This window comes from Streptomyces goshikiensis (genome assembly GCF_014650555.1).
GTDB lineage: Bacteria > Actinomycetota > Actinomycetes > Streptomycetales > Streptomycetaceae > Streptomyces > Streptomyces goshikiensis.
Window position 1 is genome coordinate 285,623 of record NZ_BMVE01000006.1, and the last position, 25,279, is coordinate 310,901.

Below are 25,279 nucleotides of genomic sequence, written 5' to 3' on the forward strand. Positions count from 1 at the left end.
CCTTTACGAGGAGTTGCCGTGAACCGCTCCGCCACCGTCGCCCTGACCGCCCTCGCCCCGATCTCCTGGGGTTCGACGTACGCCGTCGCCAGCGAGCTGCTGCCGCCCGACCGCCCGCTGTTCACCGGGGTGATGCGGGCCCTGCCCGCCGGGCTGCTGCTGGTCGCCCTCTCCCGCACGCTGCCCAAGGGCGCCTGGTGGTGGAAGTCCGCGGTCCTGGGCGCCCTGAACATCGGGGCCTTCTTCCCGCTGCTGTTCCTGTCCGCGTACCGGCTGCCGGGCGGCGTCGCCGCCGTCCTGGGCAGCGCCGGACCGCTGTTCGTCGTGGGGCTGGCGGCGCTGGTCCTGGGGGAGCGGGCGCGCCTGAGGACCGTGCTCGCCGCCGTCACCGGGGCGTTCGGCGTCAGCATGGTGGTGCTCACCGCCGACGCCGAGCTCGATCTGGTCGGTCTCGTCGCCGGCGTAATCTCCTCCGCCTCCATGGCCGCCGGCACCGTGATGACCAAGCGCTGGGGCCGCCCCGAGGGCGTCGGACCGCTGGCCATGACCGGCTGGCAGCTCACCGCCGGCGGGCTGATCATCATCCCGGTCGCCGCGCTCGTCGAGGGGGCGCCGCCCGCCCTCGACGGCAGGGCTCTCCTCGGCTACGGCTACATGATGCTGATCAACACCGGGATCGCGTACTGGCTCTGGTTCCGCGGCATCGGAGCGCTCACCGCCACCTCGGTCACCCTGCTCGGACCGCTCTCCCCGCTGACCGCGGCCGTCATCGGCTGGGCGGCGCTCGGTCAGACGCTGTCGCCCGTCCAGTTGGCCGGGATGGCGATCGCCTTCGGGGCCACCGTCGCGGGCCAGCTGTTCGCCGGCCGGGCCCCGGTGGCGCGGGAGGTGGCCCGATCGTTCAGTCCTGCTGAACAGAAGGATCGAAACATTTCGATGGACCTCAGTGCTTCGCCGGTGCGACGGTAGCCCCGCGAACCGATCAGCACACCGGACCCGAGGGGGAGAGGCACCGTGGCCGTCATGGACCGCGCCGGCACCGGCACGCAGCAGACGCAGCAGACCCAGGCCCGGACCCGGACCCGGACCCGGCTTGCTCCGGGGAAGAGGGCGGCCGGGGTCGGCGTCCTCCTCGCCCTCCTCGCCACGGTGGTCTGGTCCGGCAGCTTCGTCGCGACCCGCGGCATGGCCGACTCCGTCCCGCCCGTCCAGGCCGTCTTCTGGCGCTGGGTCATCGCCGCCGTCGCCGTCTCCCCCTTCGCCGCCCGCCAGGCCTGGCGGCAGCGGGCCCTGATCCGCCGCCACCTCGGCTACACCGCCCTCGCCACCCTGTTCGGCGTCGCCCTCTACAACACGCTGGTGCACCAGGCCGGACTGACCACCTCCGCCTCTAACATGGGCATGATCATGGCCGCCTCCCCGGTCGTCATGGCGCTCTACTCCCGTGTCGGCGGCGAACGCCTCGGCGCCCGGCGGACCTTCGGGATGCTGCTCGCCGCCCTCGGGGTGCTGCTGCTGGTCGGACACGGCTCGCCGGTTCCCGACTTCGCCGCCGGCGACCTGTGGATGTTCGCCGCCGCCCTGTCGTTCGCCACGTACAGCGCACTGCTGAGGCGCAAGCCCGCCGAACTCGGCGGCCTGGCCTTCCTGCTCACCACCTTCGTGCTCGGCACGCTGATGCTGGCCCCCGCCTACGCCGTCTCGGTCACCCTCCAGGGCGGCTTCGCCCTCACCCCGGGCACCGGCGGCATGCTCCTCTACGTCGGCGTCATGTCCTCCGCCGTCGCCTTCTTCGCCTGGAACAAGGCCGTCTCCGTCATCGGCGCCGCCCGCGCCGGCGTCGTCTACTACCTCCAGCCGGTCTGCGTCGCCGGCCTCGGCCTCCTGCTCCTCGGCGAGCGCACCGGCCCGGCCGAACTCGGCTGCATGGCGCTCATCCTCGCCGGCGTGAGCCTTGGTGCCCGCCGGTAGGTTCGGTCCCATGACCGAGTGGGACATCAAGAAGCTGCGGATCCTGCGGACCCTGGCCGAACAGGGCACCGTGACCGCGACGGCCGAGGCGCTGCACCTGACGCCCTCGGCCGTTTCGCAGCAGCTGACCAACCTGGCCCGGCAGCTGGGCGTCCCGCTGCTGGAGGCCCAGGGCCGCCGGGTCCGCCTCACCGACGCCGCGCACCTCGTCCTGCGGCACGCGGAAGCGGTGTTCGCGCAGCTGGAGCGGGCCGACGCCGAGATCGCCGGCTATCTGGCGGGCGAGGCCGGCGAGGTCCGGGTCGGCGCCTTCTCCACGGCCGTCCCGGCGCTGGTGGTCCCGGCGGCGGCCGCCCTGCGGCTGACCCACCCCGGCGTGGAGATCCGCGTACGGGAGACCGAGGCCGCCGAGTCGTACGAACTGCTCTCCGCCGGGGCCGTGGACCTGGCGCTCTCCCTCGCGGCGCACGCCCCGTCCGCCCGCGACCCCCGCTTCACCCGCGTCCCGCTGCTGGCGGACCCCCTGGACGTGGCCCTGCCCCCGGAGCACCCGCTCGCCCGGTCGCCCCGGCTGCGCCTCGCGGACCTGTCCGGCGAGCCCTGGATCTACGGCGGCTCCGGCCCCTGGTCGCAGATCACCCTCAGCGCCTGTGAGGCGGCCGGGTTCGTCCCGGAGCAGGCCCACTCCGCCGCCGGCTGGTCGGCGATCCTGGCGCTGGTCGAGGCCGGCATGGGCGTCGCCCTGATCCCCCGCATGGCCGCCGGCCGCGCCACCGGGGTCACCGTCCGGGACCTCGGCCGGGACCGTCCCGTCCGCCACGTCATCGCCGCCACCCGGCGCGGCGCGGACGCCGCCCCGGCGGTGGCGCGGGTGCTCGACGCGCTGCGCGAGGCGGCCCGGCTCCGGACGGCCGGCGCCCCGTAGGCGCGCGGGGAACGCAGGCGCGCGGGAACGTAGGCGCGCGGGAACGTACGCGCGCGGGAACGCCGGTGCCCCGGCCCGCCGAAGCGGACCGGGGCACCGGTGGTGTCAGCCGTGCGGCCGGGTCAGGAAGCGGCGGCCGCGTCCGCCGCCTGGGCCTTCAGGGCGCGCTCGATGCCCGCCCGGCACTCCGAGACCAGCCGGCGCAGGGACGGGTTCGGCTCGGCCGAGGCCAGCCAGGCGTCCGTCGCCTCCAGGGTCGCCGGCGAGATCTGCAGCGCCGGGTACAGGCCCACCGCGATCTGCTGGGCGATCTCGTGGCTGCGGGTGTCCCAGACCTCCTTGACCACCGCGAAGTACTTCTCGGTGTAGGGGGCCAGCAGCTCGCGCTGGTCGGTCTGCACGAAGCCGCCGATCACCGCCTCCTGCACGGCGTTGGGCAGCCCGCCGACCTCCACCATCGAGGACCACGCCGCGGCCTTGGCCGCGGCCGTCGGGAACGCCGCCCGGGCGGTGGCCGCGTGGCGCTCGCCCGCCGCCGTGGGGTCCCGCTCCAGCTCGGCCGCGATGACCGGCTCGTCCGCGACCCCGGTCGCCGCCAGGCGCTCCAGGAAGGCCCAGCGCAGCTCGGTGTCGACGACCAGGCCCTCGATCACGACCGAGCCGTCCAGCAGCCCCGACAGGTACGCCAGCTGCTCCTCGGTGCGGGCCGTCGCCGCGAAGGCGCGGGCCCACGCCAGCTGGTGGTCGCTGCCCGGCTCCGCCGCGCGCAGGTGCTCCAGGGTGGCCCCGGTCCAGGTGTCCAGACCCCGCTCGCGCCACTGCGGGTCCCCGTACAGCTCGATCGCCAGCTTCACCTGGCGGTGCAGGGACTGGACCACGCCGATGTCGGACTCCTTGCCGATGCCGGACAGCACCAGCGCGAGGTAGTCGCGGGTCGCGAGCTCGCCGTCGCGGGTCATGTCCCAGGCCGAGGCCCAGCACAGCGCGCGCGGCAGCGAGGCCTCGAAGTCGCCGAGGTGCCCGGTGACGAAGGCCAGGGACTCCTCGTCGAGGCGGACCTTCGCGTACGAGAGGTCGTCGTCGTTCAGCAGCACCACGTCCGGGCGGCGCAGGCCGGCCAGCTCGGGCACGTCCGTCAGCTCGGCGGCCGCGACGTCGAGCTCCACCCGCTGCTCGCGCACCAGCTTGCCGGTCGCCCCGTCCAGGGAGTAGAAGCCCACCGCGATGCGGTGCGGGCGCAGGACCGCCTCGCCCTTGGCGCCGGCCGGCAGGGCCGGGGCCTCCTGGCGGACGCCGAAGGAGGTGATGACCCCGTTCGCGTCGGTCTCGATCCGCGGCCGCAGGACGTTGATGCCGGCGGTCTCCAGCCACGCCTTCGACCAGGTGGTCAGATCGCGGCCGGAGGTCTCCTCCAGGGCGCCGAGCAGGTCGGACAGCCGGGTGTTCCCGAACGCGTGCGCCTTGAAGTACGCCTGTACGCCCTTGAAGAAGGCGTCCGTGCCGACGTAGGCGACGAGCTGCTTGAGCACCGAGGCGCCCTTGGCGTAGGTGATCCCGTCGAAGTTGACCATGACGTCTTCGAGGTCACCGATGTCCGCCATGATCGGGTGCGTGGACGGCAGCTGGTCCTGCCGGTACGCCCAGGTCTTGAGGGAGTTGGCGAACGTGGTCCACGCGTGCGGCCACTGCGAGCCGTCGGCGTGCGCCATGCACGCGATCGAGGTGTAGGTCGCGAACGACTCGTTCAGCCACAGGTCGTTCCACCACTCCATGGTGACGAGGTCGCCGAACCACATGTGGGCGAGCTCGTGGAGGATGGTCTCGGCGCGCGTCTCGTACGCCGCGTCCGTCACCTTCGAGCGGAAGACGTACTGGTCGCGGAAGGTGACCGCGCCCGCGTTCTCCATCGCGCCCGCGTTGAACTCCGGGACGAAGAGCTGGTCGTACTTGGCGAACGGGTAGGCGTAGGCGAACTGCTCCTGGAACCAGTCGAAGCCCTGCCGGGTCACGTCGAAGATCGCGTCCGCGTCGAGGAACTCGGCGAGCGAGGGCCGGCAGTAGATGCCGAGCGGCACGGACTGCCCGTCCGGGCCCTCGTACGAGCTGTGCACCTCGTGGTACGGGCCGACGATCAGCGCGGTGATGTACGTGGAGATGCGCGGGGTCGGCTCGAAGCGCCAGACGTTGTCCTTGACGTCCTCGGGCTTCGGGGTCGGGGAGTTCGAGATCACCTTCCAGCCCTCGGGGGCCGTCACGGTGAACTGGAACGTCGCCTTCAGGTCGGGCTGCTCGAAGCTGGCGAAGACCCGCCGCGCGTCCGGCACCTCGAACTGGGTGTACAGGTAGGCCTGCTCGTCGACCGGGTCGACGAAGCGGTGCAGGCCCTCACCGCTGTTGGTGTACGCGCAGTCCGCGACGACCCGGAGCTCGTTGGCCCCGGCCGCGAGGTGGTCCAGCGCGATCCGGGAGTCCCGGAAGACGGCGGCCACGTCCAGGGACGCGCCGTTCAGGACGACCTCGTGGACGGCCGGCGCGACCAGGTCGATGAAGGTCCCGGCACCCGCCTCGGCCGACTGGAAGCGCACGGTGGTGACAGAGGGGAACGTTCCGCCCTCCTGCGCCGCGCTGAGATCGAGTTCGACCTCGTACGAGTCGACGGTGAGCAGCTTCGCCCGCTGCTGAGCCTCTTCACGGGTGAGATTCGTGCCAGGCACGCGGTCATCTCCTTCGATGGTGACGTTGCCCCGCCATCCTTCCACGCGGGCCCCGCCACCGCGCCGGGGTAATCCACGAGCGAACGCGGGCCCCGTACGCGACGTCCGATTTCCGCCAGCTTCGCCCACCGCAGGCGCGCACCCTGGTGTGCATGACCACGCTGAAGCCCCACACGGCGCTCCCGATCGCCCCGTCCGTCCTCGCGCACCTGCGCGTCCGTGACGACGCCGGGCGGCCCGCCCGCCCGTACGAGGACCCCGAGGGCGACGCCCCGCTGCGCTGCTGCCTGCGAGGCAGCCTGCCCGGCGAGCGCATCGCCCTCGTCTCCTACGCCCCGCTGCGCCGCTGGGCCGCGGCGACGGGCGCGGACCCCGGCGCGTACGACGAACAGGGCCCCGTCTTCATCCACGCCGCCGAGTGCGCGGGCCCCGCGGCGGGGACCGGGTACCCCTTCGCCCATCCCGGCGCCCTGCGCACGGCCCGCCGCTACGACGCGGCGGGGCACATCCTCGGGGGCCGGGTCCTGACCCTGGCCGCCGACCCCGGGGCGCAGATCGAGGAGGCGCTCACCGAGGCCTTCGCCGATCCGGCCGTCGCCCTCGTCCACCTCCGCGCGGTCGAGTTCGGCTGCTTCCTCTTCGAGGTCCGAAGGGCGCCCTGACCCGGCCGCGCCCGGGTACGAGGAAGGGGCGGCGCCCGTACGGCGCCGCCCCTTCGCCCGTGACCGGGATCAGCCGCGCAGCTCCTCGGCGACGAGCTCGGCGATCTGGACCGCGTTCAGGGCGGCGCCCTTGCGCAGGTTGTCGTTCGACACGAACAGCGCGAGGCCGTTCTCCACCGTCTCGTCCACGCGGATGCGGCCCACGTACGAGGCGTCCTGACCGGCGGCCTGGAGCGGGGTCGGGATCTCCGAGAGCTCCACGCCCGGAGCCTGCGCCAGCAGCTCGTACGCGCGCGCCACGCTGACCGGGCGCGCGAAGCGGGCGTTGACCTGGAGGGAGTGGCCGGAGAAGACCGGCACGCGCACGCAGGTGCCCGAGACCTTCAGCTCCGGGATCTCCAGGATCTTGCGGGACTCGTTGCGGAGCTTCTGCTCCTCGTCGGTCTCGAAGGAGCCGTCGTCGACCAGGTTGCCCGCGAGCGGGATCACGTTGTAGGCGATCGGGCGCTTGTAGACCTGGGGCTCGGGGAACTCCACGGCTCCGCCGTCGAAGGTCAGCCGGTCGGCGTTGTCGGCGACCGCGCCGGCCTGGCCCTTGAGCTCGGCCACACCGGCCAGGCCCGAGCCGGACACGGCCTGGTAGGTGGTGGCGATCAGCGCGGTCAGACCGGCCTCGTCGTGCAGCGGGCGCAGCACCGGCATCGCGGCCATCGTGGTGCAGTTCGGGTTCGCGATGATGCCCTTGGGGCGGTTCTTGATCGCGTGCGGGTTGACCTCGGAGACCACCAGCGGCACCTCGGGGTCGCCGCGCCAGGCCGAGGAGTTGTCGATCACGACGGCGCCCTGCGAGGCGACCTTCTCCGCGAGGGCGCGCGAGGTGGCGCCGCCCGCCGAGAACAGCACGATGTCCAGGCCGGAGTAGTCGGCGGCGGAGGCGTCCTCGATGGTGATCTCGCGGCCTTCCCACTCCAGGGTCGAGCCCGCGGAACGGGCCGAGGCGAACAGCCGCAGCTCGTCCACCGGGAACTTCCGCTCGGCGAGGATGCCGCGCATGACTCCGCCGACCTGTCCGGTGGCTCCGACGATTCCGACCCTCACGGTGACTCCTTTTGGTACGTACGACGCGGGCGCGCGTGGAGCCATCATGCGTTCGACCCCACGAGGCTTGTCCAATCCATTGTCCGAGGTACGGACGGTGTCCCGGCCGTGAACCCGTGTGACGAGTCCGTGGCGGGCGTGTTGCACCTCCCCCGAACGCCCGTTTTGCCAGGTCGCGGCCGGTTACCGTCCGGTCTGTCGTGTCCGTTGCCCGGACGCGGCAGACCGAATAGCGAACGAACCACAACCTCGGGGAGAACCACGTGCGCGCCATCCGCCACCGCCGCCGGTCCATACCGGCGCTCGCCGCCCTCGCGGCCGCCGCCGTCGCCGCACCCGTCCTGCTGACCGCCGCCCCGGCGGCCGCCCACGCGCACGACCAGCGGGACGGCAAGCTGGCCAGGGAGCTGGTGGAGGAGGTCACCGCCCGCGGGGCCTACCGCCACCTGGCGAGGTTCCAGCGGATCGCCGACGCCAACGGCGGCAACCGGGCCGCCGGTACGCCCGGCCACCTGGCCTCCGCCGCGTACGTCCACGACACGCTGAAGAAGGCCGGCTACGAGGTCTCGTACCAGGACTTCGACATCTACGAGGCGCACACGAAGACGGAGAAGACCACCGTCCTCGGCGCGGAGCCGCGCGAGCTGGCCACCGCCGCCTTCACCTTCACCCCGTCCACCCCGGCGGCCGGGCTGACCGCGCCGCTCGCGCTCGCCCGGGTCGACGAGACCCCCGGCTGCACCGCCGACGACTACCCGGCCGGCGCCTTCACCGGCAAGATCGCCCTGGTCAAGCGCGGGTCCTGCACCTTCGTGGAGAAGCAGAACGCCGCCGCGGCGGCCGGGGCGGCCGGTGTGATCGTCTACAACCACAGCGGCACCACCCCGGTCCGCGGCGGCTTCTCCTCGCCGGCCGAGGGCCTGATCCCCAGCGCCGGGATCACCCTGGCGGAGGGCGAGGCGCTGGCCGCGGCCGCCGCCGGGGGCGAGGTGAGGGTCCGCCTGGACCTGGAGCAGGAACACGTCAGGAAGACCACGCGCAATGTGATCGCGCAAACGAAGGGCGGCCGCGCCGACCGGGTCGTCACGGCCGGCGCCCACCTGGACTCGGTTCCCGAGGGCCCGGGCATCAACGACAACGGCTCGGGCTCGGCCGGCCTGCTGGAGGTGGCCCTGAAGCTCGCGGACGAGGGCGCGAACAAGAAGGGCAAGGGGCCCGCCAACAAGGTGCGGTTCGCGTGGTGGTCCGCGGAGGAGCTGGGCCTGCTGGGCTCCGAGCACTACGTGGCGCAGCTGTCGGCGCGGCAGAAGAAGGACATCGCCCTCTACCTGAACTTCGACATGATCGCCTCGCCGAACCCGGTCCAGTTCGTCTACGACGGCGACGACTCCGACAAGACCGGCGAGGGCGCGGGCCCGGCCGGCTCCGCGCAGATCGAGGCCCTGATCAACGGGTTCCTCGACAAGAAGGGCAAGCCGCACGAGGGCAGCGACTTCGACGGCCGCTCCGACTACGGCCCGTTCATCGCGAACGGCATCCCGGCCGGCGGCACCTTCACCGGCGCCGAGGGCATCAAGACCGCCGAGCAGGCCAAGCGGTACGGGGGCACGGCCGGCGCCGCGTACGACCCGAACTACCACGGCGCGGGCGACGACCTGAAGAACCTCGACCTCAAGGCCTTCGACACCAACCTGGACGTCATCGCCCACGCGGTCGGCACCTACGCCCAGGACCTGCGGTCGCTGGGCAAGTAGTCCTGTAGCGCCCCGGGCCCGAGGGGAAAGGGCCGGGGGGCTTTCCGAGGGGGAAAGGCGAAGGGGCGGGCGCCCGATCCGGGCGCCCGCCCCTCCGTCATGCGATCAGCCGGTCACCCGTTACGGGAGGACCTTCTCGATCTGGACGCTGCCGGTGCCGGCGGCGGTGCCGCGGCCGTTGAGCAGCTTGACCTCGCCGAAGAACTGACGGCCCTCGGGCGCCGGGGCGGCGGCCAGGACCTTCGCCGAGACGGACGCGGTGGCGCCGCCCGCGAGGTTCACCGCGGCGGCCTCGTCGACCTGGAGGGAGCCCAGGGCGGACGAGAAGTACACGTCGCGGTAGTTGAAGGTGGTGCTGCCGGACGGAACCGCGTAGCCCGCGACCTCGATGGTGTAGGTGCCGGCGGCCGGGTTGACCAGGCTGACGGCCTCCTCGGAGTCGCCGTCGGCGGACGAGCCGACCTTCACGCCGTCCTTGAGGACGGTGAGGTCGAGGTCGGCACCGGTGTCGGAGACCCCGCCGATGGCCACGTCGAGGCGGGAGACGCCCGCGCCGATGGTGACGGTGCTGGTCTGGGTCTCACCGGCCGCGATGGTCGGCTTGGCGACCTTCGCGGAACCGAGCGCGCCGCCCTGGAGCTTGCCGCCGGAGATGGCCGCGCCGTCGTTCTTGACGGTCCACTGGACCGGCGCCGCGGTGCCCTGCTTGACCTCGGGGAGGACCTTGACCGCCGGGTCGAAGGCCGCACCGAGGACGCTGACGTCCAGCTTGAACGGGTTGTCGAGCAGCGGCGACGTACGGCGCGACTCGACCTCGATCTCCCAGACGCCCGGGGTGGGCTCGGGGTACGAGCGCAGGTCGGGGCGGCAGGTGTTGGCCGGGTTGTTGTAGTTCGGGTAGCACTGGGTCGTCGCGCTGTCCTCGACGCCCACACCGTACGGGTGGATCGAGATGAAGCGCGTCTGGCTGCCCGCCGCCAGGCCGCCGAGGGCGACCTCAAGGGTCTTGGCGCCCTGCGGGACGGTCACGAAGTACGACTTGTGGCTGTTGCGCTGCACCGAGGAGGTGTCCGACATCGTGAACGACGGCTTCGCCAGCGGGGTGGCGGCGACGACCGTGGTCAGGATCTGCTTGTCGATGCCCTCGGTGGTCTCGTCGTCCAGCTGCAGGATGCCGCTGTGCACGCCGGCCGACGTGGCCTTGGCTTCGACCTTGATCGTGACGGGCTTGTTCAGGGGCAGCGTGACGTAGTCGTAGCCGCCGACGACCTTGAACGTGCCGTCGTTGTTGCGCCAGGTCAGGTCGTGGCGGGTGCCGTACTTGACGCCGGTGGTGCGGGTGACGACGACGTCGTAGACCTTCTTCTGGCCGACCTTGAGGCCGCCCTCACGGTCGTAGACGCCGGTGCCGAAGCCCGGGGTCTTCAGGAACTGGTCGATCGCGGTGTCGACCGGCGCCTTGACGGTGAACTCGTTGGCCTTCGCGTCGCGCTGGATGGACTCCCACGCGTCGACGATGTTGATCAGACCGGAGCCCTGGGCGTGCGCCGGGACGTCGGCGATCTGCTTCGCGGTGCTGGTCAGCGCCACGCGCAGGCCGGCCGGCTTGAGCGCGATGTTGTGCTGCTTCGCGGCCGAGATCAGCAGGGCGCTGGCGCCCGCCGCCTGCGGGGAGGACATCGAGGTGCCCTGGAGCATGCCGTAACCGGCCGGCAGGGTGTAACCCGCCTCGGCCACGGGCGCGCCGGGCAGCCAGGTCTGGATGGTGTTGATGGCCGCACCGGGGGCGGTGATGGTGGGCGTGAAGCCACCGTCCTCACGCGGACCGCGCGAGGAGAAGGGGAACATGTTGTACTTCTTGGTCACGCCGGAGCCGTAGTTGGCGGCCCAGGTCTCCTTGGAGACCGCGGCGCCCACCGAGATGACCTTGTCGGCGAGGCCGGGGTCACCGATGGTGTTGAGGCCCGGGCCCTCGTTGCCCGCCGAGATGACGAGCTGGACACCGTAGGTGTCGATGAGGTTCTTGTAGAGCTCGGAGCGGGCGTTGTTGCCGTCGTTCAGCGCCGGCAGGCCACCGATGGACATGTTGACGATGTCCACGCCGCGGTTGACGACGAGGTCGATCATGCCCTCGGTCAGCGCGATGTTGGTGCAGCCGCCGGACCAGGAGCAGGCGCGCGAGGAGACGATCTTGGCGCCGGGCGCCTCGCCGTTCATCTTGCCGCCGAAGAGGCTGTTGGCGGCGGTGATGCCGGCGACGTGCGTGCCGTGCTCCGACTCGATGATGCCGATGTTGACGAAGTCGGCCTTCTTGCCGACCCAGTCGCCCCCGAAGGGGTCCATCGGGACGTCCTTGCGGATCTGGATCACGAACGGGATGCGCTCGGCGACGTCGGTCGCCGGGTTGTCCGTGCCGAAGTAGCCGACCTGGTAGCCGTCCTTGTACGGCTTCATCGGCTCGTTGTTGGTGAAGTCGCCGTCCTGGTCGGTGTCGACGCGGACGGTGCCGGCGGCGGCGTCGTAGAGCATGCCGAACCGGTCGGTGGTGTCGCCGTCCCGGTTGACGTCGCCCTTCATGTCACCGGTGGCGGTGATCGACTCGCTGAAGCGGCTCCACTGGAAGGTGCCCTCGGGGGCCTTCCAGCTCTGGCCGCCGGCGGTGAAGGCACCGCCGGTGGAGGTGACCGGGGTGATCTGCGGGCGCCAGGTCGCGTCGTTGTCCGCGATCGGGTCGGTCGCCGTGACCCAGTCGACGATCTTGCGCTCGCCGGTGGTGGTCTTCTGGAGCGCCGGGTGGCTGATGTCGACGCCCGAGTCCAGGATGCCGATGGTCACGCCGCGGCCGTCGGCCTGCGGGTTGTCCTTGACGAAGTCCACCGCGCCGGTCTCGAAGGACGGGTTGTACGGGTTCTTCGCCGGGGTGTTCTTGTCCGGGCCCGGGTAGGTCTCGGCAGCGGTCTTCTTGACCGTGCCGGTCTCGCGGTCCGAGGACGGCCGCGGGTCCGGGAGCTGGATCTCGTGCCGCAGGTCGATGCCGTGCACGGAGGACAGCTTGGCGGCCGCCTTCAGCGCGGTCTCGGCCTTGTCGGTCGGCAGGGTGGCGCGTACGTAACCGAGCTTGTCGTACGTCTGGCCCACCGAGGCGCCCTGGACGTCGGCGATCTGCTGGGCGACCTGCTTGGTCTCGCCGGGGGCGGTCGCGACCATCACGGTGACGGTCTTGTCACCCTTGGTCTTGGCCTCCTGCAGCAGCTCGACGTCGGCGGAACCGAGCTTCTGCTCCGCGGACTTGACCGGAGTGGGGCTCCCCGGGGCGGGGGTGGTGCCGGCGGCGAAGGCCGGCATGGCTCCGGCCGTGCAGAGCGCGGCCACGAGGCCCGCGGCTGCCGCGACACGGGCCGCACGTCTGGCCCCGGATATGGAGCTGGGGGATTCGAGGGTCATCAGCATCCCTGGCTAAGTGAAAGATACGGTCCGGATTTCGGTGCCGGATGACCGGTCAGCTTTGCGCAAGTGACAGCTCTTTGGGGAGGGTTGTCATTGACCGAGACCTGACATGGCGGGAACCCGCCAGCGCGGGGAACATGCCAGTGGCCCCGTAACGGGGCAGAGCAGCACCAAACACCGCTGCCGTTCGGTCTATTTGTCGACTTGGCGGCCATGCGTCAGGCCTCCGGCGGCGTTCCGCCGGAGGCCGGGTGTGACAACTTTCGCCGCTTCAGCGCTCGCGCGTGCGCGCGTAATGACGGGAGGCCTTCGCGCGGTTGCCGCAGACGGCCATGGAGCACCAGCGCCGTGTGCCGTTGCGCGAGGTGTCGTGGAAGCGCAGGACGCAGGTGGGCGAGGCGCAGGTGCGGATCCGGTCGGGTGCCGATGCCAGCAGGCCGAGGTAGTCGCGGGCGGCCAGCCAGGCCGGGCCCCAGGCGGGGTCGGCGAACTCGGCGCGCTCGCCCGGGCCTTCGGCGCTCAGGGTGGCGCGGATCCGTCCGTGTTCGAGGACGGCGTCGACCAGTTCGCGGGCGCCGGCGTCGGAGGGGTCGGCCACCGCGCGGGCCAGCGACTCGCGGGCGGTCAGCAGGTGGACGAGGGTCGCGGCGTCGGCGCGGAAGCGGCCGGCCAGCCCCACGCCCTCCAGCCAGAGCGCGAGGCCCTCGACCCGGGTCAGCCCGGCGGCGCCGGCGAACAGGTCCAGCGGCTCGCCGTCCGCGGTCCAGCGCGTGTTCAGGAGGTCCAGCGAGACCGGCTCCCCGGTCAGTGGGCGCGGATCCGCCGTCTGTGCCGCCATGTCCCCGCCCGCCTCCCGCGTCTGCCAGCTAACCCTTCAAGAGTACGTGACCGGTTGACTCCCGGCGCCCTAACCGTTAATTTTGATTTAGAAGGTTAGTAAATCGGGGTGGGGTGAGCGGAGGGAGCGGCGTCATGGCGTACCACTGGGGCTCGCTGGCCGTACAGGACCGGGTCGGGGTGCGGGAGCTCGCCGAACACGTCGGCCGGTCGATCGGGCCGGACGTCCGGGGCGCCGCGGCGCTCTTCCTCGCCCGGCAGCCCCACCTGGTCGTCGGCGCCGCCGACGGTACGGGGCGGCTCTGGGCCTCCCTGCTCACCGCGGCCCCCGGCTTCGTGCGGGCCACGGGGCCGGACCGGATCCGGGTCGAAGGCGGACTACCGCAGGGGGACCCGCTCGCCGGGGCGCTGGCCACGGTGGGCACCCGGGTCGGGACGATCTCCCTCGACCCCCGCACCCGGCGCCGGCTGCGGCTGAACGGGACGCTCGACGCAGTGACGCCGGGCGGGTTCGCCGTGGCTGCGGAGCGCGTCTTCGGAAACTGTCCCAAATACCTGCAGAAGCGGGAGCCGCTGGAGCTCGTCGCGGAGGGAGCCGGTGTCGTGGGGCGCGGGAACGCGCTCACCCCCGGCCAGGAGCGGGCCGTCCGCGCCGCCGACACCTTCTTCGTCACCACGACCGCCGAGGGCGCGGTGGAGGCGAGCCACCGGGGCGGGCTGCCGGGGTTCGTGGAGGTGCACGGGCCGGGCGAGCTGTCCTGGCCGGACTATCCCGGCAACGCGATGTTCCTGACCCTGGGGAACCTGGCCGCCGACGAGCGGGCCGGGCTGCTGTTCCCCGACTGGGAGACCGGGGCGGTGCTCCAGCTCAGCGGGCGGGCCGGGACCGAGTTCGGGGCGGGCGGCGACGGGGAGCGCCGGGTGCGGTTCCATGTCGAGTCGGTGGTGGAGGGCCTGCATCCGGGGCGGCTGCTGTGGAGCACCCCGGAGTACTCGCCGGCCAGTCCGCCGCTCCCTCAACGGGGCAGTACGACGAGGTAGGCGGCCGGCTCGCGGTCGACGGAGGCCGTCAGCGCGGTCCGGACCACCGCGGCCTGCTGTTCGGGCCAGTCGCGCAGCTTGCGCGGGGTGACGTGGATGACGGTCACTCCGAGCCGCTCCAGGCTCTCCCGCTTGCGGACGCACTCGGACCACTGCTCGTCCTCGCCCTGGCGCGGGGCCCGGGTGTCGATCTCGACGGCGACCGCCTGCTCGGGCCAGTACGCGTCGACCCCGCCGAGGTGCGGGCCGCCGGGCAGCCGCAGGTCCACGTTCCAGACCGGCTCGGGAAGTTCGTACCCGCGCACGAGCTGGTAGAGCCGGTCCTCGGCGATGGCCCGGCCCTCCGCCAGGAGGGACTCGACGGCGTCGACGACGTGGGGCCGGTTCAGCAGCCGGGCCACCGTCAGCTCCCGCACCACGGCGGCCGGTTCGCAGTGCCCGCCGCGCACCGCCTCGCTGAGCAGGCGCCGTACCGTCGTCGCGTCGGAGAGCCCGGCGACGGCGTCGGCGACGGCGCGGGCCACGGGGGCGACGGGAAGGCCGGTCACCTCGACGGGCCGGGGCGGGGTGTGGGCGCGGACGACCCGGACGTCCCCGGCGGAGCGCAGGCGGCGGGTGTTCGGGACGAGCACGTCGATGTGGGGGAGCGCGAGGAGCGCGGGGGCGGAGCCGAACCGGTAGAGGGCGAGGGCCGCCAGCCCGGTGATCATGGCCTCGTCGTTGCCGCGCCGGCCGGCGTACAGCAGGGCCGCGTGCAGCCGCTCCTCGCTGGTCGCGGGGCCGGAGTGGAGCAGGAACACCCCGGGCAGGATCTGCTGCCAGGGCCGGCCGGCGGCGTCGGAGGCGGTGACTCCGTGCTCGCGGAGCTGGGCGAGGCTCAGGACGCGGGGCCGGCTGCCGGTGAGGTGGGCGAGGGGGAGGGGCGCGTTGTGGTTCATGTCGCGGAGTCTCCCGCTGCCCGGGGCCGCGCTAACCCCTGTTACATTTTCGTCGGCAAACCGGGACAAGCCCGCACTAAAGTACGGGCGTTCGACTGCCGACACTGCGCAGCGGTCGGGGCGGCCGCGCCGGGCGGGACGGGCGCCTGACCGGCCCCGCCCCGCCCGCCGGACATCAGCCCGCGGCCGCCGCGTCGCAGGCCTGCGCGCGCAGGGCGCGGGCCAGGTCGTCACGGGCCTCCAGGACCAGCCGCCGCAGCGCCGGGGCCGCCTGCGCGTGGGAGGCGAGCCAGGCGTCCGTCGCCGCCAGCGTCGCCGCGTCGTCCTGCAGCGCCGGGTACAGCCCCCGCACCACGTCCATGCCGATCTGGATCGAGCGCTCGGCCCAGACCCGCTCGATGACCTCGAAGTACGGCTGCGCGTACCCGGCCAGCAGGGCCCGCTGGGAAGGCTGCTGCATGCCCGCGATGGTGGCCTCCACCAGCGCGTTCGACAGCGCGTCCGACTCCACCACCGCCGCCCACGCCTGGTCCTTCACGGCCGCCGACGGCCGCGCCGCCAGGCACCGCACCTGGTGCCGCTTGCCCGACGCGGTGTCGTCGCGCGCGAGTTCGGCGTGCAGGACGCCCTCGTCCACGGCGCCGTGCGCGGCCAGCGGGAGCAGGAAGTCCCAGCGCAGCTCCTGGTCCACCTCCAGCCCGTCGATCCGCGCCGAGCCCTCCAGCAGACCCCGCAGCAGCTGGAAGTCGCCCTCCGTCGTCGCGCCCGCCGCGAAGAAGCGGGCCCAGGTCAGCTGGTGTTCCGAGCCCGGCTCGGCGAAGCGCAGCTCTTGCAGCGCGCACGCCGCCAGCACCCGCCCGCCCTGCTCGCGCCACTCGGGCGCCGCGTAGTGGGTGATCGCGCCGAGCGCCTGCCCGTGCAGCATCTGGAGGACGCCGACGTCGCTCTCGCGGCCCGCGTGGGCCAGCACCAGCGAGATGAAGTCCCGCGCGGGCATCAGCGCGTCGCGCGTCATGTTCCACAGCGCCGACCAGCACAGCGCCCGCGCCAGCGGGTCCGTGACACTGCCCAGGTGCGACCGCAGCGTCGCCAGCGAACCCTCGTCGAAGCGCATCTTGCAGTACGTCAGGTCGTCGTCGTTGACGAGGACCAGGTCGGGCCGCTCCTGGCCCGTCAGCTCGGCGACCACGCTGCGGGCGCCGGCCACATCGGCCTCAGCCCGCGCGTACCGCACCAGGCTCCCGTCGGTGTCCAGCCGGTACAGGCCCACCGCGACCCGGTGCGGGCGGGCCGCCTCCGCTCCCGGCTGACCGGGCAGCGCCTCGCCCTCCTGCACCACGGCGAGCTCGGTGATGCGGCCGCCCGCGTCGCAGGTCACCACCGGGGTCAGCGTGTTCACGCCCGCCGTCTGGAGCCAGGCCCGCGACCACTGCGCCATGTCCCGCCCGGACACCTCGCCGAGCACCGACAGCAGGTCGTCCAGCGTGGTGTTCCCGTACGCGTTCGCCTTGAAGTAGCGGCGCGCGCCCTCCAGGAACGCCTCCCGCCCGACGTAGGCGACGAGCTGCTTGAGGACCGCCGCGCCCTTGGCGTAGGTGATCCCGTCGAAGTTCAGCTTCGCGTCCTCCAGGTCACGGATGTCGGCCGTGACCGGGTGCGTGGACGGCAGCTGGTCGGCCCGGTAGGCCCACGCCTTGCGGTTGTTGGCGAAGGTGACCCACGCCTGGTCGAAGCGGGTCGCCTCCACCTGCGAGAAGGAGCCCATGAAGTCCGCGAAGGACTCCTTCAGCCACAGGTCGTCCCACCACTTCATGGTGACCAGGTCGCCGAACCACATGTGCGCCATCTCGTGCAGGATCGTGTTGCACCGGCGCTCGTAGGAGGCCCGGGTCACCTTGCCGCGGAAGATGTACTCCTCGCGGAACGTCACCATCCCCGGGTTCTCCATCGCGCCCAGGTTGTACTCCGGCACGAACGCCTGGTCGTACTTCCCGAAGGGGTACGGGTAGTCGAAGTGCTCGTGGAAGAAGTCGAAGCCCTGCTTGGTGACGAGGAAGACGTCATCCGCGTCGAAGTGCTTCGCCAGCCCCTTGCGGCACATCGCGCCCAGCGGGATCGTCAGGTCACCGCGCGTGTAGGTGTCCGTCACGTAGTGGTACGGGCCCGCGACCACACAGGTGATGTAGGTGGAGATCGGCGCGGTCTCGGCGAAGCGCCGGGTCAGCCCCTCGCGGGACTCCTCCGCGCCGTTGCTCCACACCTGCCAGCCCTCGGGCGCGGTCACCTCGAAGCGGTACGGCGCCTTCAGGTCCGGCTGCTCGAAGTTCGCGTACACCCGGCGGGCGTCGGCCGGCTCGTACTGGGTGTAGAGGTAGACCTCGCCGTCCTCCGGGTCGACGAAGCGGTGCATGCCCTCGCCGGTCCGGCTGAACGCGCAGTTCGCGTCCACCACCAGGACGTTCTCGCTCTCCAGCCCGTCGAGGGCGATCCGCGCCCCGTCGAAGACGGCGGAGGGGTCCAGCGCGCGCCCGTTCAGGGTCACGGTGTTCACGGAGGGGGCGATCAGGTCCGCGAACGTGGCCGTGCCGGGGGCCGCGGCCCGGAAGCGGACGGTCGTCACCGAGCGGAAGGTCCGGGGGCCCTCGGCCGGCTCGGCCTCCTCCACCGCGGACCTCAGATCGAGGACCACCTCGTACCCGTCGACGGACAGCAGCTCGGCCCGCTCGCGGGCCTCGTCACGGGACAGATTCTCTCCGGGCACGTGCACTCCTTCGTGCGTGGTCGCGTTCCTTCGAGCGCATCCTCCCATGGGGGGAATGCGTGCGAACGCGTGCTGGTTGGCCAGGGGGAACGCGAAGACGGTTGCACTGAACCACCCGAGGAGAGACATGTCCGACACCCAGGTGCGCGAGAAGACCCCGGTCGACTTCTGGTTCGACCCGCTCTGCCCCTGGGCCTGGATGACGTCCCGCTGGATGCTGGAGGTCGAGAAGGTCCGCGACGTCGAGGTCCGCTGGCACGTGATGAGCCTCGCCGTCCTGAACGAGAACAAGCTCGACGAGCTGCCCGAGCGCTACCGCGAGCTGCTCGGCCCCAAGGGCTGGGCGCCGGTGCGCGTCGTCGTCGCCGCGCAGCAGAAGTTCGGCGACGAGATCACCGGCAAGCTGTACACCGAGCTCGGCACCCGCATCCACAACGAGGGCCAGGGCGCGACCCGCGAGGTGATCGCGCAGGCGCTGGCCGCCCTCGACCTGCCGGCCGAGCTGCTCTCGTACGCCGACTCCGACGAGTACGACGAGGTGCTGCGCGCCTCCCACAACGACGGCATCGACCGGGTCGGCCAGGAGGTCGGCACCCCGGTCATCTCGGTGCCCGGCGCCGACGGCGAGGACGTGGCCTTCTTCGGCCCGGTCGTCACCCCGGCCCCGCGCGGCGAGGCCGCCGCCCGGCTGTGGGACGGCACCCTGATGGTCGCCTCCATCCCCGGCTTCTACGAGATCAAGCGGACCCGCACCCAGGGCCCCAACTTCGCGTAGCCGGCCGGCGGCGGACACGAAAGACCCCCGTGAGTCACGTCCTCACGGGGGTCTTCCGCTGTACACGCCCGCACGCGAAGGCTGAGAAGACGATCACGAGGCGGGCGGGCCGGTGGCGCCGATCAGCCCTTGGCGGGGATCAGCAGAGGGGTGTTCGCCTTGGCGTCGGCGTAGCGCTTGGCCACGTCCTGCCAGTTGACGACGTTCCACATGGCCTCGATGAAGTCCACCTTCTGGTTCTTGTACTGAAGGTAGAAGGCGTGCTCCCAGGCGTCGAAGACCAGGACCGGCACGGAGGCCTGGCCCACGTTGCCCTGGTGGTCGTAGATCTGCTCGACGATCAGGCGGCCGCTGACGGGCTCGTACGCGAGCACGCCCCAGCCGGAGCCCTGCGTGGCCGAGGACGCGAAGGTCAGCTGCTTCTTGAACTTCGCGAAGGAGCCGAAGGACTCGGTGATGGCGTCCGCGAGCTCGCCCAGGCCGTCGGCGGCGGTGGGCTCGCCGCCGCCCTCGCCGGTCTTCGGGCTGGCCATGTTGTGCCAGTAGATGCTGTGCAGGATGTGGCCGGAGAGGTGGAACGCGAGGTTCTTCTCCAGCCCGTTCAGCGCGCCCCAGTTCTCCTTGTCGCGCGCCTCCTCCAGCTGTTCCAGCGTGGAGTTGGCACCGGCGACGTAGGCCGCGTGGTGCTTGTCGTGGTGGAGCTCGATGATCTGCGGGTTGATCACCGGCTCCAGCGCCGCGTAGTCGTAAGGAAGCTCAGGAAGCGTGTAGATGGCCATGCGTAATCCGGTCCCCTCAGCGTGCCAACTTCTTATTGCAACTAATGCGCAACTGCACGCTAGCAGTATCTATTCCTGCTCTCATGTAAGGGTTACCTGCCTAAACGCCGGTGGGCCCCCGCGCTTTCGCGCGGGGGCCCACCGGGAGATCTGGGGGAACGTCAGGAACCTCAGGCCTCGGCGGCCTCGGCGGCTCCGGGGGCGGCGGTCGCCGCGGCGCGGCGCTGCATCACGTAGCCGGTGACCGCGAGGGCGACCGTCAGACCGCCGGTGAAGATCACCTGGACCCGCGTGTCCCCGTCCATCGCCATCAGTACGAGCACCCCGGCCACCCCGGCCAGCGCCACCCACGTCAGGTAGGGGAAGCCCCACATCTTCACGGTCAGCTTCTGCGGCGCCTCCCGCTCCAGCCGCCGGCGCAGCACGAACTGGGAGACGGCGATGAAGCCCCAGACGACGAGGATGACCCCGCCGACCATGTTCAGCAGCCAGGCGAACAGGGTGTCCGGGTACCAGTACGAGAGCAGCACGGTGACGAAACCGAAGCCCGAGGAGGCCAGCACCGCGCGCCGCGGCACCCGGCCGCTGACCTTGCCCAGCGCCTTCGGGCCCTGACCGCGGGAGACCAGGGAGTAGGCCATGCGCGAGGAGCCGTAGATGTTGGCGTTCATCGCGGACAGCAGGGCCACCAGGATCACCACGTTCATGATCTGGCCGGCGCCGGGGATGCCCAGCCGGTCCAGGGTGGCGGCGTACGGGCCGTCCTCGACCACCGCCGGGTCGTTCCACGGCAGCAGGGTGACGATGAGCAGCATCGAGCCGACGTAGACGATCGCGATCCGCCACATGGTGGTCTTCACGGCCTTCGCCACGCCCTTGACCGGGTCCTGCGACTCGGCGGCCGCGATGGTCACCGTCTCCAGCCCGCCGTACGCGACGACCGAGGCGAGCAGCCCGACCAGCAGGCCGTCCACCCCGTTGGGCAGGAAGCCGCCGTCGTGGACCAGGTTGGCGGCGCCGGGGGAGGAGGCGCCGGGCAGCACGCCCAGGACGGCCAGCACGCCCAGGCCCAGGAACAGCGCGATCGCGCCGATCTTGAGGGCGGCGAACCAGAACTCGAACTCTCCGAAGTTGGAGACGGCGGCCAGGTTGGAGCCGCAGAACAGCGCCATGAAGGCGAGCACCCACACCCAGGAGGGGGTGCCCGGGAACCAGCCCGTCATGATGTGCGCCGCGCCGATCGCCTCGATCGCCACCCCGACGCACAGCAGCGTCCAGAACATCCAGCCGGCCGTGAACCCGGCCCACGGGCCGATGGCCCGGTCGGCGTGGACCGAGAAGGAGCCGGAGGCGGGGTTCGCGGCCGACATCTCGCCGAGCATCCGCATCACGAACATCACGAGCAGACCGGACACGGCGTACGCGATCACGATCGACGGTCCGGCCGCGGCGATGCCGGCGCCGGAACCGACGAAGAGCCCGGCGCCGATGACCCCGCCGAGGGCGATCATCGAAAGGTGGCGCTGCTTGAGGCCGTTGCCGAGGGGGGACCCGGAGCCGGGTGCCGCCTGCCGCTCAGGGGGTGCGATGGTGCTCTGACTCATGGGGCCCAGTCTGCCGACCGTCCGCTTATCGGACGTTTGCTGTCCAGCATCCGGACGCGGGTTTCACGTCGCGTGATGACGTCCGCACACGGGAAAGGGCGCGGCCCCGGGACCGTGGTCCCGGGGCCGCGCCCCACCGCTTCACCGCGGACGTCAAGAACGCCGGGCCCGCAGCTCCCGCACCCAGGCCACCACCAGCACGGCGCCCGCCGCACCCGTGGACCACAGCAGCTGCGGCCGCGCCGCGTCGTCGAACAGCATCAGCACCAGCACCGCCGCCATCCCGGCCAGCGCCGCCCACGTCAGGTACGGGAAGCACCACATCCGCAGCGTCAGCCGCTCCGGCATCTCCCGCTCCAGCATCCGCCGCAGCCTCAGCTCCGACACCGCGATCAGCGCCCACACGAACAGCAGCACCGCGCCGACCGCGTTGAGCATGTAGAGGAACACCGTGTCCGGCCACAGCAGGTTCAGCACCACCGACACGAACCCGAAGGCCACCGAGGCGAACACGGCCCGGCGCGGCACCCCGCCGCCCGACACCTTCAGCAGCGCCTGCGGCGCCTCGCCCCGCTCGGCCAGCGAGAACACGATGCGCGAGGACCCGTACAGATTGGCGTTCAGCGCCGACAGCAGCGCCACGAACACCACGATGTTCATGATCTGGCCCGCCGCCGGGATGCCGATGGAGTCCAGTACGGCGACGTACGGGCTCTGCCCCGGCTCCAGCGAGTCCCACGGCAGCAGGGTCACGATGACCAGCATCGAGCCGACGTAGAAGAAGAGGATGCGCCACACGGCGCTGCGCACCGCGCGGGCCACGGACTTGGCCGGGTCGTCGGACTCGGCCGCCGCGATGGTGACGACCTCCAGGCCGCCGAAGGCGAAGATGACGGCGAGCATGCCGGCGACCACGCCGCCGAAGCCCTCGGGGAAGAACCCGCCGTGCCCGGTCAGATTGGCCGTTCCGATGGGATCCGTGTCGGGCAGGAACCCGAAGATCGCCAGGGTGCCGAGGATCAGGAACAGCACGATCGCGCCGACCTTGAGGGCCGCGAACCAGAACTCGAACTCGCCGAAGTTCTTCACGGCGGCCAGGTTGCTCACGGTGAAGACCACCATGAAGACCAGCACCCAGACCCACTGGTCCACCGCGGGCAGCCAGCCGTTCGCGATCTTCGCGGCGCCGGTCGCCTCCACGGCCAGCACCACGACCAGCAGGAACCAGTACAGCCAGCCCGCCGAGAAACCGGCCCAGCGCCCCAGCGCCTTCTCCGCGTACACGGAGAACGAGCCGGAGGCGGGCATCGCCGCCGACATCTCGCCGAGCGCCCGCATCACCAGCATGGCGAGGGTGCCCGCCAGCAGGTACGAGCAGATGATCGCCGGACCGGCGATGCCGATGCCGGCGCCGGAGCCGACGAAGAGCCCGGCGCCGATCACGCCGCCGAGGCCCAGCATGGTCAGGTGGCGCTGCTTGAGGCTGTGACTGAGGGGTTCCGCGGGCAGCTCGCCCGGGTCGGAAGGTGCTTCGGGCAGGGGGTCGCGCATGAGGGGTGCTCGTACTCTCGTGCTCGGCAGCGGCGGTGGGTGATCCACATCGGATTGGCGGGACCCTACAGTCTCACCGGATGCGGCCCATCCGTGCAAAACGGACGTGTGGTCTGAACTGACTCGTGACGCGGATCACTGTGACGCGGGTCCGGCCCGGTCTGATCCGGCTTATTTGTGAACTCCCCACCAAAGCGGTGAGCAGGGCTTTGTTCCGGTCGACTGTGGGGCGAGACCCGCTCCAGGACTAGCGTCGATCATCGTCCCGTCACGCACCCCTCACTCCGCGGAGCCCTTGATGAGCACTGCTTCCGTCTCCTTCCGCCCCGGCGCCGTCCTCGCCGACCTGCTGCCCGCGAGCCGCGTCCGCGACATCGCGCTCGTCGCCGGCGGAGCCGCGCTCACCGGCCTGGCCGCGCAGATCGCCGTACCCGTCCCCGGCTCCCCGGTCCCGGTCACCGGCCAGACCTTCGCGGCCCTGCTGGTCGGCACCGCCTTCGGCGCCCGCCGCGGCTTCCTCTCGCTCGCCCTCTACGCCCTGGTCGGCATGGCGGGCGTGCCGTGGTTCGCGAACGGCACCTCGGGCGCGGGCGGCGCCTCCTTCGGCTACGTCCTCGGCATGCTGCTCGCCGCCACCGTCGTCGGCGCCCTCGCCCGGCGCGGCGCCGACCGCTCGGTGCTCCGTACGGCCGGCGCGATGGTCCTCGGCTCCGCGCTGATCTACGCGGTGGGCGTGCCGTACCTGGCGCTGTCCACGGGCATGTCCTTCGGCGCGGCCGTCGCGGCGGGCCTGACCCCGTTCCTGATAGGCGACGCCCTCAAGGCCGCGCTCGCCATGGGTCTGCTGCCCGCCACCTGGAAGCTGCTCGGCCGCGCGTAGCACCCCGTACACCGCAGCCCCGGACCGCGATCGGCGGTCCGGGGCTGTGTGCTGTGCGGGCGGGGTGCCGGGGCGGTTACGCCTCGACGGAGGCGGCGGCGGAGGCGGCGGCGGCCTTGCGGCGCCTGTCGCGCACCACGCCGATGACCAGGACCACGGCCGCGACGAGCAGCGACAGCGTCACCGTCTCGCGGTTGTCCTTGTCGTAGACCATGTAGGCCAGGACGAAGGTGATCATCGCGGCGGTGGCGTACGTCAGGTACGGGAACAGCCACATCTTGACCGTCAGCTTGTCCGGCGCCTCGCGGACCAGGATCTTGCGCATCCGCAGCTGGGTCAGGCAGATGACCAGCCACACGAAGAGCGCGATCGCACCCGAGGAGTTCAGCAGGAAGTTGAAGACGGTGTCCTTGAACGCGTAGTTGAAGTACACGGCGACGAAGCCGAAGACCACGGAGCCCAGGATGGCGGCCGTCGGCACGCCCTTCTTGTTGACCTTGGCGAAGGCCTTCGGGGCGTCACCGCGCTCGCCCAGCGAGAACGCCATGCGGGAAGCGGTGTACAGGCCCGAGTTCAGGCAGGACAGCACGGCTGTCAGGACGATCACGTTCATGATCTGACCGGCGTGCGCGATGCCGATCGAGTCCAGGGCGGCGACGTACGAGCCCTTCTTGACGATCGACTCGTCGTTCCACGGCAGCAGGGTCAGGACGATGAAGATCGAGCCCAGGTAGAAGACGCCGATGCGCCAGATCACCGAGTTGGTGGCCTTGGTGACCGCGCGCCGCGGGTTCTCGGACTCGCCGGCGGCCAGCGTGACGATCTCGCTGCCCATGAAGGAGAAGACGACCATCAGCACACCGGTGAGGATCGAGCCCCAGCCGTTGGGCATGAACCCGCCCGCGTCGGTCAGGTGCGCGAAGCCCGCGCCCGGGTTGTCCGAGCCCGGCAGCACGCCGAAGACGGCCAGCATGCCGATGATCACGAACGCGCCGATGGCGACGACCTTGATGCCCGCGAACCAGAACTCGAACTCGCCGTAGGAGGCGACCGAGCCGAGGTTGGTGATGGTCAGGACCGCCATCACGATCAGTGCCCAGGCCCACTGCGGGACGGCCGGGACCCAGCCTTCGAGGATGACGGCGCCGGCGGTGGCCTCGACGGCCAGCACGACGACCCAGAAGAACCAGTACAGCCAGCCGATGGAGAAGCCGGCCCAGCGGCCGAGCGCACGGTCGGCGTACGCGGAGAAGGAGCCCGAGTTCGGGCTGGCGGCGGCCATCTCGCCGAGCATCCGCATGACGAAGACGACCATCGCGCCGACGAGTGCGTACGACACGAGGATGGCGGGGCCGGCCTTGGCGATGCCGCCGCCGGAGCCGACGAAGAGTCCGGCGCCGATGACGCCGCCAATGGCGATCATGGACAGGTGGCGGTTCTTGAGACCGGCCTTCAGACCGTCGGAGGGCTGGGCGTCGCCGGGAGTGCCGGAGGGGTCGCCTGCCTTCTGAAGGGTCGTCGTGGAGCTCATGGACGATTCCT

Annotated in this window: 18 protein-coding genes; 8 read left to right on the forward strand and 10 right to left on the reverse strand. The window is 71.7% G+C overall.

Features of this window, described 5'->3' with window-relative positions:
- Window positions 1–18: 18 nt before the first annotated feature.
- From IE248_RS20005 to IE248_RS20015, 3 genes are read left to right on the forward strand one after another with little or no spacing between them, the layout of a single operon-like run.
- On the forward strand, window positions 19–969 hold the full coding sequence (locus IE248_RS20005; RefSeq protein ID WP_190031299.1) for an EamA family transporter: 951 nt from the start codon (window positions 19–21) through the stop codon (window positions 967–969).
- Between the two features lie 54 nt (window positions 970–1,023).
- On the forward strand, window positions 1,024–1,971 hold the full coding sequence (locus tag IE248_RS20010) for a DMT family transporter (RefSeq protein ID WP_373301558.1): 948 nt from the start codon (window positions 1,024–1,026) through the stop codon (window positions 1,969–1,971).
- A 10-nt stretch (window positions 1,972–1,981) separates the two neighbouring features.
- Window positions 1,982–2,896 (forward strand): LysR family transcriptional regulator, encoded by a 915-nt coding sequence (locus IE248_RS20015; RefSeq protein WP_190031301.1) that lies wholly within the window; start codon window positions 1,982–1,984, stop codon window positions 2,894–2,896.
- Between the two features lie 122 nt (window positions 2,897–3,018).
- On the opposite strand, the gene pepN (IE248_RS20020) is transcribed toward IE248_RS20015, so the two are convergent.
- The gene (pepN, locus tag IE248_RS20020; RefSeq protein WP_190031302.1) at window positions 3,019–5,610 is read right to left on the reverse strand and encodes an aminopeptidase N; all 2,592 of its coding nucleotides are present in this window, start codon (window positions 5,608–5,610) and stop codon (window positions 3,019–3,021) included.
- A 152-nt stretch (window positions 5,611–5,762) separates the two neighbouring features.
- Here pepN (IE248_RS20020) and IE248_RS20025 point away from each other — a divergent pair, with 152 nt between their 5' ends.
- The gene (locus IE248_RS20025; RefSeq protein ID WP_037791674.1) at window positions 5,763–6,272 is read left to right on the forward strand and encodes a DUF1203 domain-containing protein; all 510 of its coding nucleotides are present in this window, start codon (window positions 5,763–5,765) and stop codon (window positions 6,270–6,272) included.
- A gap of 69 nt (window positions 6,273–6,341) precedes the next feature.
- Here the strand turns inward: IE248_RS20025 and IE248_RS20030 are convergent, their stop codons facing one another.
- Window positions 6,342–7,370, reverse strand: coding sequence for an aspartate-semialdehyde dehydrogenase (locus IE248_RS20030; RefSeq protein ID WP_008739034.1), 1,029 nt, complete (start codon window positions 7,368–7,370; stop codon window positions 6,342–6,344).
- Between the two features lie 263 nt (window positions 7,371–7,633).
- On the opposite strand from IE248_RS20030, the gene IE248_RS20035 reads away from it, so the two are divergent.
- Window positions 7,634–9,124 carry a M28 family metallopeptidase gene (locus tag IE248_RS20035; protein WP_190031303.1) on the forward strand — a complete coding sequence of 497 codons (1,491 nt, stop codon included), beginning with the start codon at window positions 7,634–7,636 and terminating at the stop codon, window positions 9,122–9,124.
- A 120-nt stretch (window positions 9,125–9,244) separates the two neighbouring features.
- Here the strand turns inward: IE248_RS20035 and IE248_RS20040 are convergent, their stop codons facing one another.
- Window positions 9,245–12,568 (reverse strand): S8 family serine peptidase, encoded by a 3,324-nt coding sequence (locus tag IE248_RS20040; RefSeq protein ID WP_008739032.1) that lies wholly within the window; start codon window positions 12,566–12,568, stop codon window positions 9,245–9,247.
- 274 nt (window positions 12,569–12,842) lie between these two features.
- Window positions 12,843–13,409 (reverse strand): CGNR zinc finger domain-containing protein, encoded by a 567-nt coding sequence (locus IE248_RS20045; RefSeq protein WP_190031304.1) that lies wholly within the window; start codon window positions 13,407–13,409, stop codon window positions 12,843–12,845.
- 134 nt (window positions 13,410–13,543) lie between these two features.
- Here IE248_RS20045 and IE248_RS20050 point away from each other — a divergent pair, with 134 nt between their 5' ends.
- Window positions 13,544–14,449, forward strand: coding sequence for a pyridoxamine 5'-phosphate oxidase family protein (locus IE248_RS20050; RefSeq protein WP_100582522.1), 906 nt, complete (start codon window positions 13,544–13,546; stop codon window positions 14,447–14,449).
- Here IE248_RS20050 and IE248_RS20055 read toward each other — a convergent pair.
- A complete protein-coding gene (locus tag IE248_RS20055) occupies window positions 14,425–15,387 on the reverse strand; it encodes a hypothetical protein (protein WP_008739029.1) in 963 nt (320 codons plus the stop codon). The genes IE248_RS20050 and IE248_RS20055 overlap by 25 nt on opposite strands.
- A gap of 175 nt (window positions 15,388–15,562) precedes the next feature.
- Entirely contained in the window at window positions 15,563–18,148 is a 2,586-nt protein-coding gene (gene pepN, locus IE248_RS20060; protein WP_100582520.1) for an aminopeptidase N, read from the reverse strand.
- 127 nt (window positions 18,149–18,275) lie between these two features.
- On the opposite strand from pepN (IE248_RS20060), the gene IE248_RS20065 reads away from it, so the two are divergent.
- The gene (locus IE248_RS20065; protein ID WP_037791670.1) at window positions 18,276–18,923 is read left to right on the forward strand and encodes a mycothiol-dependent nitroreductase Rv2466c family protein; all 648 of its coding nucleotides are present in this window, start codon (window positions 18,276–18,278) and stop codon (window positions 18,921–18,923) included.
- A 122-nt stretch (window positions 18,924–19,045) separates the two neighbouring features.
- Here the strand turns inward: IE248_RS20065 and IE248_RS20070 are convergent, their stop codons facing one another.
- The 3 genes from IE248_RS20070 to IE248_RS20080 all read right to left on the reverse strand — a co-directional run bounded on the left by IE248_RS20070 (window position 19,046) and on the right by IE248_RS20080 (window position 22,857).
- On the reverse strand, window positions 19,046–19,702 hold the full coding sequence (locus IE248_RS20070) for a superoxide dismutase (RefSeq protein ID WP_008739026.1): 657 nt from the start codon (window positions 19,700–19,702) through the stop codon (window positions 19,046–19,048).
- A gap of 170 nt (window positions 19,703–19,872) precedes the next feature.
- Entirely contained in the window at window positions 19,873–21,306 is a 1,434-nt protein-coding gene (locus IE248_RS20075; RefSeq protein ID WP_190031305.1) for an amino acid permease, read from the reverse strand.
- 153 nt (window positions 21,307–21,459) lie between these two features.
- On the reverse strand, window positions 21,460–22,857 hold the full coding sequence (locus IE248_RS20080) for an amino acid permease (RefSeq protein WP_008739024.1): 1,398 nt from the start codon (window positions 22,855–22,857) through the stop codon (window positions 21,460–21,462).
- A 298-nt stretch (window positions 22,858–23,155) separates the two neighbouring features.
- Here IE248_RS20080 and IE248_RS20085 point away from each other — a divergent pair, with 298 nt between their 5' ends.
- On the forward strand, window positions 23,156–23,737 hold the full coding sequence (locus tag IE248_RS20085) for a biotin transporter BioY (RefSeq protein ID WP_008739023.1): 582 nt from the start codon (window positions 23,156–23,158) through the stop codon (window positions 23,735–23,737).
- Window positions 23,738–23,813: 76 nt separating this feature from the next.
- Here the strand turns inward: IE248_RS20085 and IE248_RS20090 are convergent, their stop codons facing one another.
- Window positions 23,814–25,268, reverse strand: coding sequence for an amino acid permease (locus IE248_RS20090; RefSeq protein ID WP_073799433.1), 1,455 nt, complete (start codon window positions 25,266–25,268; stop codon window positions 23,814–23,816).
- Window positions 25,269–25,279 lie beyond the last annotated feature (11 nt).

What these genes read in the sequence shown, in the direction of transcription:
- IE248_RS20010 (WP_373301558.1), top strand. Translation starts at nt 1,024, where the DNA reads ATGGACCGCGCCGGCACCGGCACGCAGCAGACGCAGCAGACCCAGGCC.
- IE248_RS20015 (WP_190031301.1), top strand. Translation starts at nt 1,982, where the DNA reads ATGACCGAGTGGGACATCAAGAAGCTGCGGATCCTGCGGACCCTGGCC.
- IE248_RS20025 (WP_037791674.1), top strand. Translation starts at nt 5,763, where the DNA reads ATGACCACGCTGAAGCCCCACACGGCGCTCCCGATCGCCCCGTCCGTC.
- IE248_RS20040 (WP_008739032.1), bottom strand. Translation starts at nt 12,568, where the DNA reads ATGACCCTCGAATCCCCCAGCTCCATATCCGGGGCCAGACGTGCGGCC.
- IE248_RS20045 (WP_190031304.1), bottom strand. Translation starts at nt 13,409, where the DNA reads ATGGCGGCACAGACGGCGGATCCGCGCCCACTGACCGGGGAGCCGGTC.
- IE248_RS20050 (WP_100582522.1), top strand. Translation starts at nt 13,544, where the DNA reads ATGGCGTACCACTGGGGCTCGCTGGCCGTACAGGACCGGGTCGGGGTG.
- IE248_RS20055 (WP_008739029.1), bottom strand. Translation starts at nt 15,387, where the DNA reads ATGAACCACAACGCGCCCCTCCCCCTCGCCCACCTCACCGGCAGCCGG.
- IE248_RS20065 (WP_037791670.1), top strand. Translation starts at nt 18,276, where the DNA reads ATGTCCGACACCCAGGTGCGCGAGAAGACCCCGGTCGACTTCTGGTTC.
- IE248_RS20070 (WP_008739026.1), bottom strand. Translation starts at nt 19,702, where the DNA reads ATGGCCATCTACACGCTTCCTGAGCTTCCTTACGACTACGCGGCGCTG.
- IE248_RS20075 (WP_190031305.1), bottom strand. Translation starts at nt 21,306, where the DNA reads ATGAGTCAGAGCACCATCGCACCCCCTGAGCGGCAGGCGGCACCCGGC.
- IE248_RS20080 (WP_008739024.1), bottom strand. Translation starts at nt 22,857, where the DNA reads ATGCGCGACCCCCTGCCCGAAGCACCTTCCGACCCGGGCGAGCTGCCC.
- IE248_RS20085 (WP_008739023.1), top strand. Translation starts at nt 23,156, where the DNA reads ATGAGCACTGCTTCCGTCTCCTTCCGCCCCGGCGCCGTCCTCGCCGAC.
- IE248_RS20090 (WP_073799433.1), bottom strand. Translation starts at nt 25,268, where the DNA reads ATGAGCTCCACGACGACCCTTCAGAAGGCAGGCGACCCCTCCGGCACT.